We start from the raw sequence: 12,963 nt of genomic DNA, 5'->3' as shown, positions 1-12,963 counted from the left end.
GATCCGCGCGCGACCGCGTCCGCCTCGAACCGCTCCGCGCCGTCCATCACACGATCTGCGTCGCTCATTCTCCACCTCTCGGGCTTGAGCACGCAGGTATGTGACCCTCCGCACGGCGGTCACAATAGCCCGCAGGCCTCCAGAGCACAAAGCAACCGGTCGAGTGAGGAACCTGATGTCAGCCGAGCTGCTCAACCGCGCTTTGAAGCGGCGTCGGTCACAATCTGCCACATCTCGTAGTTCCCGCATTCTGCAGTGATCTCAGCCGTCGCCTGAGCCGCGGCGAAGAAGTCGTCGGCCATCGGCGAGGTGCGTGACGCCGCCATCGCGATGAATACCTGGTCGGGCGCCAAGTCCGAGACGGGCACGTAGCTGATGTCCGGCCGTGAGTAGAACACGGTCTCCGAACGCCCCACGAACGAGATGCCGCGGCCGGCCGCGACGTGCTCGAGCTTCTCCTCCACCCCGCGCACCCGGAGCCCGGAGTCGGGGTGCGGGCGCCTGGTGGGCTGCGTGCTCGCGTCGGCATGCCAGATCAGCGGCTCACCGGCCAGGTCGGCCTCGGTGACCTCCTCCTTGCCGGCCAACCGGTGATCGGCGGGCAGCGCCACCATGAGCGGCTCGGTGTAGAGGGGAGTCAGGCGCAGGCCGGTCTCGTCGATGGGCAGCCGTACATAGCCGACGTCGACGCGGCCGTCGAGCAGCATCGGGACCTGGTCGTCCCATTCCATGCGCTGCACGTCCACGACCACGTCCGGATGGCGGCCACCGAACTCCCGCGCCGCGGGAATGACCGGGATGCCGGCCCGAAAACCGATCACCAGCCGCTGGCCGCCACGGGCGGTCGCGGACACCCGGCGCCGGACCGCGTGCGCGGAGGCGAGCAGCGGACCGGCGTCGTCCAGGAGTTGTCGGCCCGCGTCGGTCAGCGTGACGCCGTGGCTGTCCCTGGTGAACAGGGAGGCGCCGAGATCCTGTTCGAGCGCGCGGATCTGCCGGCTAAGCGCCGGCTGCGCGATGTGCAGATCGTCGGCGGCGCGGCCGAAGTGCAGCCTGTTGGCGACGGCGACGAAGTAGCGCAGCTTGCGCAGGTCCAGATCCATGGGGGCCCTCCAGGTCCGGCAATGCCTCGAGGGTATCACCACGGCTGAAACAGGTCTTGGACACCCGTTCCGGCCAATGGCATCGTTCATGACAGCCGAGGGAAATCGGTACAAGAATTCGGGATCGGCATTTGATGGCAGGCCTAAAACCAGGATGAGCACATCAATAATTGGGCCTCTTCCGTTCCCGTTTCGGAAACCCATCAATTCAAAGGAGTGACCGTGGGAAAGCTCGATGGCAAGGTCGCGGTGATCACCGGTGGATCCACCGGCCTGGCGCTGGCCGGGGCCAAGCTGTTCGTCGAGGAAGGAGCGTATGTCTTCATCCAGGCGCGGCGGCAGGAAGCGCTGGACGACGCCGTCAAGCTGATCGGCCGCAACGTGACCGCCGTCCAGGGTGACGCGTCCGACCTGGACGACCTGGAGCGCTTGTACGACACCGTCAAGCGGGAAAAGGGCTCGATCGACGTGCTGTGGGCCGGCGCCGGGTTCGGCGAACCTGGTGTCCTCGGCGAGATCACCGAGGAACAGTTCGAACGCTCCTTCTCGCTCAACGCACGCGGAACCCTGTTCACCGTGCAGAAGGCCCTGCCACTGATCAACGACCACGGCTCGATCCTCATGACCGGTTCCAACGCGTCCCTCGGCGCCTTCCCCGGCTGGAGCCTCTACGCGGGAAGCAAATCCGTCCAGCAGGCCTGGGCCCGTGTCTGGCTCAACGAGCTGCGCGACCGCAAGATCCGGGTGAACGTCCTGACCCCCGGCCAGGTCGGCACCGCCAAGCAGGAAGAGCTGTTCGACGAGGCGACGAGGGCCGCATTCGAGTCCCTCATCCCCCGCGGAACGATGGGCCGTCCCGAAGAGATAGCCAGCATCGCCCTGTTCCTCGCCTCCGACGACTCCAGCTACGTCAACGGTCTGGAACTGGTCGCCGACGGCGGCACCACCGCTATCTGAACCACGCACGAACAAGTCAGAGCGGCGCCTGGAGAACAGGCGCCTCGAGCACAGAGAAAGAGGCACACCTCATGAGCAGCATCACGTTCATCGGTGCGGGGAACATGGCCCGCACGATCGGCACGCTCACTGTAGCGGGCGGCAACTCCGTCGAGATCATGGCACGTGATCGCTCCAAGGCCGAGGGCCTGGCCAAGGCTCTGGGCGGCGGCACGACGACGGGCGAGTGGGGTGCCGTCCCGTCCGGGGACATCGTCATCACGGCCGTGTTGTACGCCGGTGTCGTTTCGACCGTCGCCCAGTACGGAGACGCCCTCGCGGGCAAGACCATCGTCGACATCAGCAATCCCTTCAACGCCGCGTTCGACGGCCTGGCCCACAGCGAGGCGACCTCGATCGCGCAGGAGGTCGCCAAGGTGGCCCCGGCCAGCGCCAGCGTGTTCAAGGCCTTCAACACCATCTTCCGTGGCGTTCTGGAGAACGGCCGGCCCGACGTCTTCTTCGCCGGTGACGACCCGCGGGCCAAGGCGGACGTGGCGGCATTCATCGAGAGCCTCGGCCTGCGCCCGCTGGACGTCGGCGGCCTGAAGATGGCGCACTGGCTCGAAGGAGCGGGAGTGCTCACGGTAGGCCTCGCCGGCAACGGGATCGGCCACGGGAACTTCGCCCTAGGCGTCAACGAGTTCACGGGCTGACCCAGCTGCCCCCGGGGGTCACCAAGCAGTCGGCGAACAGAATGCCGTGCGCTCTGGTTGGTCGATGGACCACCGGCTCGCCGCTGTCAGACATCAACAGTGGCGAAGGAATTCGCCCGAGGAGGCTCAACGCAATGCAGCTCGGTTTCGTGATTCCTGTTGTCGGGCCCGCCGTCAGCGACGCCCCCGCCCTGAGCGCTTTCGTCCGCGGACTCGAGGACCTTGGCTACGACACCCTGTGGATCGGTGATCGCCTGGTCACGCCGGTTGATCTGGGCAGCGGCTATCTGGACCGAGGGCCGCAGATGACCCGCTCCCTCGATCCGATGCTGCTGTTGACCGTCGCTGCGGCGGCGACCAGCCGGGTGCGCCTGAACACCAGCACGCTCAGCACGTTCTACTACGAGCCGCCGCACCTGGCCCGGCAGCTGACCACGCTCGACGTGCTCAGCGGCGGACGCCTTGGCGTCGGAGTCGGGGTGGGGTGGATGAAGCAGGAGTACGACGTGGCCCGCAACGCGGACTGGAGCCGGCGCGGCAGGATGCTCGATGACATGCTGGCGTTCCTGCAGGCGTGGTGGACGACCAGTCCCGTGTCCTGGGACAGCGAGTTCTTCACCATGGCGCCGGTCCACGCCGGCCTGCGTCCGGTCCAGGTGGGCGGGCCGCCCATCTGGATCGGTGGTGCCAGCGAGGCCGCGATGCGCCGGGTCGGCCGCAGCGGGGTGGGCTGGCTCGGGGTCGAAGGGCCGGCGCCCGCTGCGTCGATCAGTAGTCAGGACGAGGGTGCCGGCCGCCTGTGGTCGATCGCGCGTCGAGCGGCGGAGGACGCCGGTCGCGATCCCGACGCACTCAAGACGGCCATGCGGATCAACCTCGATCCGGGCAAGTCCGTGGACTCGGTCGCGGACCAGCTGAAGCGGTACGCCGAGTCCGGTGTTGACGAGGCGTACTTCGATGCCTTCGCGATGTTCACCAGCCTTGACCAGCTGCTCGACTTCGCCGGCGAGGTGATCGCGCGTACCGGCCGGTTGTGACCACCTAAGAAGCGACCAGCCAATAAACGACCACCTAAGAAACGACGGACGGGCAAGCCGTTCGATTCAGACCAGAGGAAAAGAGTACTCATCATGAGCAGCATCAGTTTCATCGGCCTGGGGGCATGGCCCACGCCATCGCCTCACGCGCGGTATCGGGCGGCCACTCCGTCCAACTCATCGGCCGCGACCCGGCCAAGGCCAAAGGCCTTGCCGCCGAGCTCGGCGTCGGGGCCACGGCGGGGAGCTTCGGCGCCGTCCCTGTGGGCGACATCGTCGTCCTCGCCGTGCCGTACGCCAGCGCCGTGCCGGTCATCGCCCAGTACGGGGATGCCTTGGCCGGCAAGGTCATCATCGACATCTCCAACACCTTCAACGCCGACGCCACCGGGCTTGTCACTCCTGAGGGCACGTCCGGTGCGCAGGAGATCGTCAAGGCGGCCCCGGCGAGCGCGCACGTCGTGAAGGCGTTCAACACGTCTTCGGCCACGTCCTGGTCCAGGAGCGTCCGTTGGACGTGTTCTTCGCTGGAGACGACGCACGGGCCAAGGCGAGCGTGTCGGCGTTCATCGAGAGCCTCGGGCTGCGTCCCCTCGATGTCGGCGGCCTGGAGATGGCCCGCTGGCTGGAAGGGGTCGGCCGCTGCTGATGGGCCTGGCCCGGAACGGCGCGGGGACCTTCGACGTCGCTCTCGGCGTCGACTTCCCCCGCTGAGCCCACCCCGGCTGAGCCCACCCCGCACCACCAACGCTTCCCCCGCATCACTCACAAGGAGTAGTACCGTGCGCGTCTTCGTCACTGGCGGGACCGGCCATTCCGGTTCGTACATCATCCCGGAGCTCGTCACCGCCGGGCACGAGGTCACCGGCCTGGCCCGCTCGGACACCGCAGCGGCGGCGCTATCCGCGCTCGGCGCGAAGGTACGCCGCGGCGACCTCCAGGACCTCGAGGGGCTCAAGGAGGCTGCTGCGGACTCCGACGGCGTCATCCACGTCGCGCACCGGCAGGACCTGCTCCCGTCCGGCGGGGTGGCCGCCGTGGCCGCCGCGGAGCTCCCGATCATGCTCGCGTACGGCGAGGCTCTCGCGGGGACCGGAAAGCCGCTGGTCGCGGCGGGGAGCATCGGCTCGCCCGGCAGCGGGAGGGACCTGGGCCGGCCGGGCACCGAGGACGACCCGGCCCTTCCCGTCGGCGACGAGCACAAGGGCACCCTGCGGGCCCGTAACGTCGTGGAGGCCGCCGTCATCGGGCTCGCCGAGCAGAACGTGCGGTCCTCGGTCGTGCGGATCGCCAACATCGCGCACAGCACGACCGACCAGGGGGGCTTCCTCCCCACCCTGATCGCGCTCGCGAAGGAGAGGGGCTTCGCCGGCTACCCCGGAGACGGCGAGAACCGGTGGAACGCCGTGCACGCCCGTGACGCTGCCTCCTTGTTCCGCCTGGCGCTGGAGAAGGGCCCGGCTGGCAGCTACTGGCACGCGGTCGAGGACGGAGGCATCCCGTTCCGCGAGATCGCCGAGGCCATCGGCAGCCGCCTGGGCGTGCCCGCCGTGAGCGTCCCCCTGGACGAGCTGATGCTGCCGGGATACTTCGGGTTCCTCACGAACGTCGCCACGCAGAGCTACCCGACGTCCAACCTCATCACCCGCCGCACCCTCGGCTGGGAACCCGCTCAGCCCCGCCTCCTCGCCGATCTGGACAACGGCCACTACTTCTCCGCTACCTGACAGCAGGAACCCCCATCGCAACGCGTCCGGCATGACAAGGAGAAGGCCCTACTGGAAGGACATCGAGAACATGACAACCGTGGGATTCATCGGAAGCGGATCCATCGGCAGCACCATCGCGCGGCTCGCCGTCGCGGCCGGCCACCAGGTCGTGCTCAGCAACTCACGCGGTCCCGAGACGCTCGCGAACACGGTCGCGGAACTGGGGCCGCGGGCCTCCGCGGCGACGCGCGAGGAAGCCGCGGCGGCCGGTGGCATCGTCGTGGTCACGGTGCCGGTCACGGCTTTCCCCGACGTCCCCGCCGCGCCGCTGGCGGGGAAGACGGTCATCGACACCTGCAACTACGGCCCCGATCGTGACGGGCACATCCCCGAGCTCGACGGCACGTCGCTCACCTCGAGCGAGCTGCTGCTGCGGTACGCCCCGGACGCCGAGCTCGTGAAGGCGTTCAACACCATCTATTTCAAGCACCTGCTCTCACTCGCCCGCCCGGCGGGGGCGGCCGACCGCTCATACCTGCCGATCGCCGGCGACTCCGCACCCGCGAAGGCAGCGGTGACCGAATTCATCGCCTCCATCGGGTACGGCGTGGTGGACGCGGGACCGCTGGCCGACAGCTGGCGGCAGGCGACGGGCACGCCTGTGTGGGGAACCCCGTACGGGCCGGCCTCGAACGAGAAGGGCCGGCCAGCCGGCGCGGACGCCATCCGCGCGGCACTGGCCACCGCAACGCGATAACCGCAAGCTGGCGCGGGCCGCAGTATGACCCTGGCCGTGTTGCGGCCCCGTCCGGAAGGCATCGGGCGGGGCCACGAGCGAGCCTGGTCACCGCGCACGAGCATGACCAGGAGAGGCACATGACCGACCACCAACCGCTGATCGCGGTGACCAAGACCGACCTCGAAGGCCTGCGCGCGCGGCTTCGCAGTACTCGATGGCCCGCACCGTGGCCGGTCGACGGCTGGGAGGCGGGCGCCGACACCACTGAGGTGCGCCGCCTGGCGGAGTACTGGGCCTCGGGCTACGACTGGCGCGCGCACGAGGCGCGGATCAACGCGCTGCCGCACCACATCGCCGACGTCGGCGCCACGCCCGTCCACTACCTCCGGTTCGACGGCGAGCGACCGGGTGCCCTGCCGATCGTGCTTACCCACGGCTGGCCCAGCACCTTCCTGGAGCTCGCCGAGCTCGCCCGGCGCCTCGCGGAACCGTCGAAGCACGGTCGTGACCCGGCCGACGCGTTCACGGTCATCGTTCCCTCGCTGCCCGGCTATGCGTTCTCACCGCAGCGTCCGACCCTCCCGCCCGCGCTCCAGACGCACGAGATCTGGCACCGGCTCATGAGCGTCGAGCTCGGCTTCGACCGGTACGCAGCCCACGGCGGCGACCTTGGCGCCGGAATCACCTCGCGCCTCGCAGAAGCCAATCAGGATGCACTGGTGGGTATCCATCTGCTCGCCGTCGCCGCACCCCAGGAGTACGACCCGGCGAGCCTCACCCCGGACGAACAGGCCTACCTCGATCAGGTCGCCACCTGGAGCGCCGAGGAGGGCGGCTACCAGCACCAGCAGAACACCCGGCCGCTCACCCTCGCCCACGCCCTGTCCGACTCCCCGACCGGCCTCCTGGCCTGGATCGTCGAGAAGTACCGCGCCTTCGCGGCGGTCCTGGCCATCGCCCTCCTCGCCGCGCTCCTCGCCTCGGTGCTACCGGCGCGGGCCGCGGCGCGCACCTCACCCGTGGCAGCGCTCGGGGCGGAGTGACGACCGCCCGTCGCTGACGCTGACGGCGACGCCCGTGCACAGCCTGTGCACGGGCGTCGCCGTGCGCCACCCTCAGGTCACCAGCCCGTTGCGGTAGGCGTAGACCACCGCCTGCACGCGGTCGCGGAGGCCGAGCTTGGCCAGGAGGCGCGACACGTACGTCTTGACCGTCTCCTGGCTGATCACCAGGGCCGCGGCGATCTCGCCGTTCGACAGGCCGTCGGCGATCAGACGCAGCACCTCCAGCTCGCGCCGGGTCAGCGCCGTGTCGCCGGGGGCGCCCTCGGTGGGCCGGATCCGCGTCGCGTACCTGCCGACGAGCTGCCTGGTCACCTCGGGCGCCAGCAGCGCCGCCCCGGAGGCGACCGTGCGGATGCCGTTCAGCAGCTGCGCCGCCGGGGCGTCCTTGAGCAGGAACCCGCTCGCCCCGGCGCGCAGCGCCTCGTAGACGTACTCGTCCAGGTTGAACGTGGTCACCACGAGCACCTTGACGGGACGCGCCACCCCGGCGCCGGCCAGCAGGCGGGTCGCCTCGATACCGTCGAGCACCGGCATCCGGACGTCCATCACCACGACGTCCGGGTTCAGTCGCCCAACGAGGTCGACGGCGGCCCGCCCGTCCTCGCACTCGCCGACCACCTCGAGGTCGGGCTGGGCGTCGATGATCGTCGCGAACCCGGTGCGGATCAGCGCCTGGTCGTCGCACACCAGGACCCGGATCGGCGCACTCACGACCGGCTCCCGGTGGGGATGCGCGCCAGGACGACGAATCCGCCGTCGGCCCCGCGGTCCGCGCTGAACTCGCCACCCAGGGCTTCCACCCTTCCCCGCAGCCCGACGAGCCCCCGACCGCTCCCGCCGGGAGACCGCGGGCGGGCGCCGACGAGGGCCTGCTCAGGTCCGGTCCCGGCAGTGCTGATTTGCACGGTGATCTCCCGTTCGTCGTAGCGCACGCCGACCGCCGTCGGGCTGCCGTGGGCATGCTTGAGGGCGTTGGTCAGGGACTCCTGCACCACCCGGTGGGCGACCAGCTCGGCGCTCCCGGCGGATTCCGACTGCGTGCCCTCCTCGGTGAGCTCTACCGGCTGCCCGGCCTGACGGGTCTGCTCGACGAGCATGTGCAGGTCCCGGAGGAACGGTGCCTGGGCCGCGCCGTCGTGGCCCGGGTCGAGCAGGTCCAGGAGGTTTCGGAGGTCGCCGATCGCCCGCCGGCCCGTGTCGGTGACCGCATTCAGTGTCTCGTCGAGACGATCGGGGGCGTCTGTCAGGTACCTGGCAGCCTCCGTCTGCACGACCATCGCCGTCACGTGGTGCGTCACGACGTCGTGCAGCTCGCGGGCGATCCGCGTGCGTTCCGCGGTGCGGGTCTCCTCGGCGACCCGGAGGCGCCGTTCGGTCTCGGCGACCCGGGTGGAGCGCAGCCAGGAGCCGACGGCCCACACGAGGACCAGCGCCAGGTAGAACGTCAGGTACCCGTCCGCCCGCTCGGTCCCGCCGACCAGGTCGATCGCGAGCGCCAGCACCACATAGGCACCCGAGAGGAGGATCGTGACCGTGCGGCGACGGCGTTCCAGGTAGGCACCCGCGCTCAGCAGCGCGATAGCGAGCCCGGCGCCCGCGAGCGTGTGGTAACCCCGGAGCTGGTCGAGGGCGAAGCCGAGGAACACCAGGACGAGGCAGGCGGCCGGCCACCGCCGGCGAACGGCGAGCGGGAAGCACTGAAGGACGATCGCCACGACGGCCAGCGCGTCGAAGGGACGGGTCGGCAGCGCGCCGACCTCCGTCCCCAGCCCGTGCAACGCCGGCACGAACGATGCGACCGCCGGCAGCAACGCGAGCGGCAGGTCCCGGACCGTGACATCGAGCTGCCGCCACCGGTCCAGGACCCGCCGGAGATCGATCACCGGGAGAGCCTAGCGGCCACGTCCGCCCGGGCCGAGCGACGGACGGGGACCACGTGACCACGCCGGTAGGCGAGCCACATGAACACGCCGGTAGCCAGCACGCCGAACACCACCGCGTAGACACTGGCCTCCGGTCCGAAGTCGCCGCCCGTGACCAGCGCGGGACCCGAGATCGTCGCGTCCAGCAGGCCCTGCGCGGTGTTGCTGCCGGACACCTCGGTGCTGAAGATGGCGCTCGCGGCGATGTTCCAGCCGAAGTGCAGACCGATCGGCACCCACAGCTTGCGGGTGGCGATGTACGCGGCGGTCAGCATCCCGCCTGCCTCGATGGCGATAGCGACGGCACCCAACAGGGTCGCGTTCGCGTTGGCCAGGTGGATCAGGCCGAACAGCGAGCCGGTCAGCGCGAGCGCGATCCAGGTTCCGGTCCAGCGCTCGATGTTGCGGAACAGGACACCGCGGAAGACCAGTTCCTCGGCCACAGCGGCACCCGCCATGATCCCGAGCAGGCTGACGGCGCTCGCCGGCGAGCCCAGGCCGTTGATCGTGTAGTCACCGAAGAAGGCGATGTTCGCGATGACTGCCCCGAACAGCGCAATGCCGAGCAGCGTGCCCCAGCTGATCCCGGCACCTGCTCCCTTCAGCGACACCTCGAGGGGTGCCCGGTGCTCGGTTCGCCGCACCACCCAGCCGTAGACCAGGACCCCGACGACGGCCGTCAGCAGGCCGGCGACGAGCGCCAGCCAGGGGGTGTCCTTCTCCGCCGCCGTGCCCAGATTGCCGAGGATCCAGACCGCCGCAACCGCCAAGAGCTGCCACATCAGACGCACGATGACTCCTTTGAGAAGCCGCGGCGGGAGCGTCGCGGGGTACCCCGAACGCTATGGATTTGCCCGCCCGAAGTAGTCACCGCACGGTGGACATTCGCAGGTAGCTCGCACGGGGGACAGACTGGGCCGCACCGGGCAGCCCCGCCCGAACGTCAGCAGACGTACTGGCTCGGCGTCGACGACGAGTAGTTCTACGACCCAAACGCAGGCCACTAGATGATCTATTCCAAGGGGTAGCTGACACGAAGCGAGGGTGTCCATGATCGACGTTGCGAAGCAACGATGACCATGGAGGCCACGTGCACGTCGACAGAGACACCCTCGCCACCGCACTGTACGTGAAGATCGATGACGAGCTGAAGGCGTCACCGCAGTAGCAACTGCTGGTGGTCGCCCGGAAGGGAACACCATGCGGGCTACTCGGGTGGGGCGCTGGACAGGCATCACCGTGGCCGGCGTCATGTGCGCCACGCTGGGCGCCGCGACGCGGCCCGCATCGAGGGACGAGACGCCCACCGCCGTGGCCACACCGGAGGGTGCCGCCCTCCGGGCCGACCCCCGGCTCGAGGATCCGCAGCCCTGCTCCGACAGTGTCGGCTTCACCTGCTCGTACCTGACCGTGCCGCTCGACCGCCACGGAGGCGCACCGGGATCGCTGCGGTTGCGGGTCGCGACCGCCGACAACGCGGCCGCACCTCGCGGGACGCTCCTGCTGCTCACCGGCGGGCCAGGCCAGGCGGGCGCCAGCCTGCTCCCGCGGCTGCGTGAGCGCTTCTCCTACCTCCTCGACGGCTACCGCCTCGTCATGATCGACCAGCGGGGCACCGGGGCGGGCGCGCTCACCTGCGAGGCGCTCCAGGCCGAGGTGGGCACGTCCGACGTCACCGCGCCGACGCCCGAGGCGGTACGCGAGTGTGCGCGTCTGCTCGGTGCGAACCGTGGCCTCTACACGACGGCAGACACCGTCGCCGATCTCGAGGACCTGCGTCAGGCCCTGAGCGTTTCGCAGTGGACGCTGGACGGGGTCTCCTACGGATCGTTCGTTGCCCAGCAGTACGGACTGACCTTTCCGGACCGGGTACATCGGATGGTGCTCGACTCGGTGGTTCCGCAGGATGGGCCCGACGCACTGTACGCCGCCAGCCTGCGCCGCACCGGGTGGATGCTGCGCCAGGCTTGCCAGGAACAGGGCTGCGGCTTCGACCCGGCGGCGGCACTGGCCGACGTCGTGCGCCGCTACGGCAACGACGTCGGCGTCTTCGATCTGATCGTGGCCGCGAGCATCGTCGATCCGAAGCTGACCGGTGCGGGTTTCTTCCCAGTGCTGAAGCTCCTGCGGAAGGCCGCCCAGGGCGATCCGGCACCCCTCAACGACGCCATCGCCGAACTGCAGGATGGCGATGGTGCGCGCCCTGACCGGTACAGCGCGGGCCTGCACCTGGCGACGCTCTGCGCGGACCTGATCCACACACCGTGGGGAGACTCGACGACGCCGTTGCGGCAACGGGACCCGGCCATCGACCAGACGGTGCGGAGGCTACGCACCGATCAGGTGTGGCCGTTCGAGCCGCGGACCACTACCGGACACGGTGTGGTTCGCGGTTGCCGGCACTGGCCGCCGGCACGCCCGAACCCGCGACCACCGCACCCGCACCTGGCCATGCCCGTGCTCCTGATCAACGGTGACCGGGACCTCTCCACACCACTTGAGTGGGCGGTCGAGCAGACCGCCCGCACGCCGCACGGCAGGCTGGTAACCATCCCGGGCATGGGGCACTCGATTCAGGGCCGCAACCCCGTCGGTGATCAAGCAGTGCGCGGCTTCCTGCTGTCCTGAGCTCCCCCCACGTCCATCGTCTTCAGACCGGAGCCGGTCAGCGGCACCACGACCTGGGCTCCGGCAATCTGGTCGCGCAACAGCGGCAGGGCGGCGACGGCCACGGCGCTCGTCGGCTCGACGGACAGACCGACCCCACGCAGATGCCGCTGTGCCGCGCGGACCTCGTCGTCGGCAACGCTGACCGCCGCCCCACCGGTGTGGCGCAGCACCCGGAGAATCTCGTCGCCGCGCACCGGCCGGCTGGTCAGAATGCCCTCGGCGATCGTCATCCCCTCGTCCACCGCGACGGGCTGCGGCCAACCCGCTCGCCAGGCCTGCGCCACGGGTGCGCAAGCCGTCGACTGCACGGCGTACATCCGCGGCACGGCGGCCACGAGCCCGGCCCGGCGCAGCGCCTCGAACCCGCGGGCCAATCCGAGGAAGAGGTTGCCCTGCCCGACGGGACAGACCACGGCGTCGGGCACCGAGCCGCCGAGCTGCTCCCAGATCTCCCACGCGCAGGTCGACTGACCGCTGAGGAAGAGCGGGTTCCAGCAGTGACTGGCGTACGCGGCGGCGCCGGTCTCCCGCAGGCAGGCCGCAGCGGCGGCACCCCGACCGCCCACGACCTCGACGACCTCGGCCCCCATCTCGGCGATCTGGCGCTTTTTTCCCGCGCCGACGTGCGCGGGTACGAAGACCCGGGCCCGTAGCCCGGCCGCTGCCGCATACGCCGCCAGCGACGCACCGGCGTTGCCCGACGAGTCCTCGACGGCCTCCTCGATGCCCAGCGCCCGCAGGTGGCTGACCAGCACGGCAGTCCCGCGGTCCTTGTACGAGCCGGTCGGTGACAGGAACTCCAGTTTCGCCAGGAACTCCCCCTCCGGCACGGCGACCGGCACGAGCGGCGTGCCGCCCTCGCCGAGGGTGGTCGGCGGTACGGCCGGCAACATGGCCGCGTAACGCCACAGCGACCACGTGCTGGTGTCGATCGCCTGCGGGTCGAACACCGGCGCGGTGGCCAACTCCCAGGGAGCCTCGCAGTCCGGACACCGCCACAGCGCCGGGTCGGACGTGACGTGTCCGGCGGCGCACCGCAGGCTCACCGCCTGCGTGTGCCGGTTTGC

At 70.0% G+C, this 12,963-nt stretch carries 13 protein-coding genes and 1 pseudogene; 9 read left to right on the top strand and 5 right to left on the bottom strand.

Going from position 1 to position 12,963, the window contains the following annotated elements; genetic code table 11:
* Positions 1 to 191: 191 nt before the first annotated feature.
* Complete coding sequence (locus OG811_RS23825; protein WP_406068808.1) at positions 192 to 1,193, bottom strand: LysR substrate-binding domain-containing protein; 1,002 nt, start codon at positions 1,191 to 1,193, stop codon at positions 192 to 194.
* A gap of 132 nt (positions 1,194 to 1,325) precedes the next feature.
* Here OG811_RS23825 and OG811_RS23820 point away from each other — a divergent pair, with 132 nt between their 5' ends.
* The 8 genes and pseudogenes from OG811_RS23820 (at position 1,326) to OG811_RS23785 (ending at position 7,283) form a co-directional block, all read left to right on the top strand.
* Positions 1,326 to 2,060, top strand: a complete 735-nt coding sequence (locus OG811_RS23820; RefSeq protein ID WP_406068806.1) for an SDR family NAD(P)-dependent oxidoreductase — start codon at positions 1,326 to 1,328, stop codon at positions 2,058 to 2,060.
* A gap of 71 nt (positions 2,061 to 2,131) precedes the next feature.
* Positions 2,132 to 2,755 carry an NADPH-dependent F420 reductase gene (locus OG811_RS23815; protein ID WP_406068804.1) on the top strand — a complete coding sequence of 208 codons (624 nt, stop codon included), beginning with the start codon at positions 2,132 to 2,134 and terminating at the stop codon, positions 2,753 to 2,755.
* Between the two features lie 134 nt (positions 2,756 to 2,889).
* Positions 2,890 to 3,792: a TIGR03619 family F420-dependent LLM class oxidoreductase gene (locus OG811_RS23810; protein WP_406068802.1), complete on the top strand. Its 903-nt coding sequence runs from the start codon at positions 2,890 to 2,892 to the stop codon at positions 3,790 to 3,792.
* Positions 3,793 to 3,917: 125 nt separating this feature from the next.
* Positions 3,918 to 4,100 (top strand): annotated as a pseudogene (locus tag OG811_RS23805) (NAD(P)-binding domain-containing protein); the annotation flags it as partial.
* Between the two features lie 203 nt (positions 4,101 to 4,303).
* On the top strand, positions 4,304 to 4,441 hold the full coding sequence (locus tag OG811_RS23800; protein ID WP_406076018.1) for a hypothetical protein: 138 nt from the start codon (positions 4,304 to 4,306) through the stop codon (positions 4,439 to 4,441).
* A gap of 133 nt (positions 4,442 to 4,574) precedes the next feature.
* Positions 4,575 to 5,519, top strand: coding sequence for an SDR family oxidoreductase (locus OG811_RS23795; protein ID WP_406075883.1), 945 nt, complete (start codon positions 4,575 to 4,577; stop codon positions 5,517 to 5,519).
* A 31-nt stretch (positions 5,520 to 5,550) separates the two neighbouring features.
* Complete coding sequence (locus OG811_RS23790) at positions 5,551 to 6,258, top strand: NADPH-dependent F420 reductase (protein WP_406068800.1); 708 nt, start codon at positions 5,551 to 5,553, stop codon at positions 6,256 to 6,258.
* Between the two features lie 119 nt (positions 6,259 to 6,377).
* Positions 6,378 to 7,283, top strand: a complete 906-nt coding sequence (locus tag OG811_RS23785) for an epoxide hydrolase family protein (RefSeq protein WP_406068798.1) — start codon at positions 6,378 to 6,380, stop codon at positions 7,281 to 7,283.
* Positions 7,284 to 7,355: 72 nt separating this feature from the next.
* Here OG811_RS23785 and OG811_RS23780 read toward each other — a convergent pair whose 3' ends face one another.
* The 3 genes from OG811_RS23780 to OG811_RS23770 are packed head-to-tail and all read right to left on the bottom strand — an operon-like array spanning position 7,356 to position 10,017.
* Positions 7,356 to 8,015: a response regulator gene (locus tag OG811_RS23780; RefSeq protein WP_406068796.1), complete on the bottom strand. Its 660-nt coding sequence runs from the start codon at positions 8,013 to 8,015 to the stop codon at positions 7,356 to 7,358.
* Complete coding sequence (locus OG811_RS23775; RefSeq protein WP_406068794.1) at positions 8,012 to 9,187, bottom strand: histidine kinase; 1,176 nt, start codon at positions 9,185 to 9,187, stop codon at positions 8,012 to 8,014. Before OG811_RS23775 ends, OG811_RS23780 begins: the two co-directional genes overlap by 4 nt.
* A complete protein-coding gene (locus OG811_RS23770; RefSeq protein ID WP_406068793.1) occupies positions 9,184 to 10,017 on the bottom strand; it encodes a CPBP family intramembrane glutamic endopeptidase in 834 nt (277 codons plus the stop codon). The genes OG811_RS23775 and OG811_RS23770 overlap by 4 nt, the downstream gene beginning before the upstream one ends.
* A gap of 409 nt (positions 10,018 to 10,426) precedes the next feature.
* On the opposite strand from OG811_RS23770, the gene OG811_RS23765 reads away from it, so the two are divergent.
* The gene (locus OG811_RS23765; protein WP_406068791.1) at positions 10,427 to 11,854 is read left to right on the top strand and encodes an alpha/beta fold hydrolase; all 1,428 of its coding nucleotides are present in this window, start codon (positions 10,427 to 10,429) and stop codon (positions 11,852 to 11,854) included.
* Here the strand turns inward: OG811_RS23765 and OG811_RS23760 are convergent.
* Positions 11,824 to 12,942, bottom strand: a complete 1,119-nt coding sequence (locus tag OG811_RS23760) for a pyridoxal-phosphate dependent enzyme (protein ID WP_406068790.1) — start codon at positions 12,940 to 12,942, stop codon at positions 11,824 to 11,826. The genes OG811_RS23765 and OG811_RS23760 overlap by 31 nt on opposite strands.
* Between the last annotated feature and the right edge of the window lie 21 nt (positions 12,943 to 12,963).

The sequence above is a fragment of the Micromonospora sp. NBC_01638 genome, from assembly GCF_045209745.1.
GTDB lineage: Bacteria > Actinomycetota > Actinomycetes > Mycobacteriales > Micromonosporaceae > Micromonospora.
The sequence above is the reverse complement of the archived record's forward strand: the minus strand, read 5'-3'. Positions and strand labels throughout refer to the sequence as shown.

Bases quoted from the DNA above. Each gene is read 5' to 3' on its own strand.
- OG811_RS23825 (WP_406068808.1), bottom strand. From the start codon at position 1,193: ATGAACGATGCCATTGGCCGGAACGGGTGTCCAAGACCTGTTTCAGCC.
- OG811_RS23815 (WP_406068804.1), top strand. From the start codon at position 2,132: ATGAGCAGCATCACGTTCATCGGTGCGGGGAACATGGCCCGCACGATC.
- OG811_RS23810 (WP_406068802.1), top strand. From the start codon at position 2,890: ATGCAGCTCGGTTTCGTGATTCCTGTTGTCGGGCCCGCCGTCAGCGAC.
- OG811_RS23790 (WP_406068800.1), top strand. From the start codon at position 5,551: ATGACAAGGAGAAGGCCCTACTGGAAGGACATCGAGAACATGACAACC.
- OG811_RS23785 (WP_406068798.1), top strand. From the start codon at position 6,378: ATGACCGACCACCAACCGCTGATCGCGGTGACCAAGACCGACCTCGAA.
- OG811_RS23765 (WP_406068791.1), top strand. From the start codon at position 10,427: ATGCGGGCTACTCGGGTGGGGCGCTGGACAGGCATCACCGTGGCCGGC.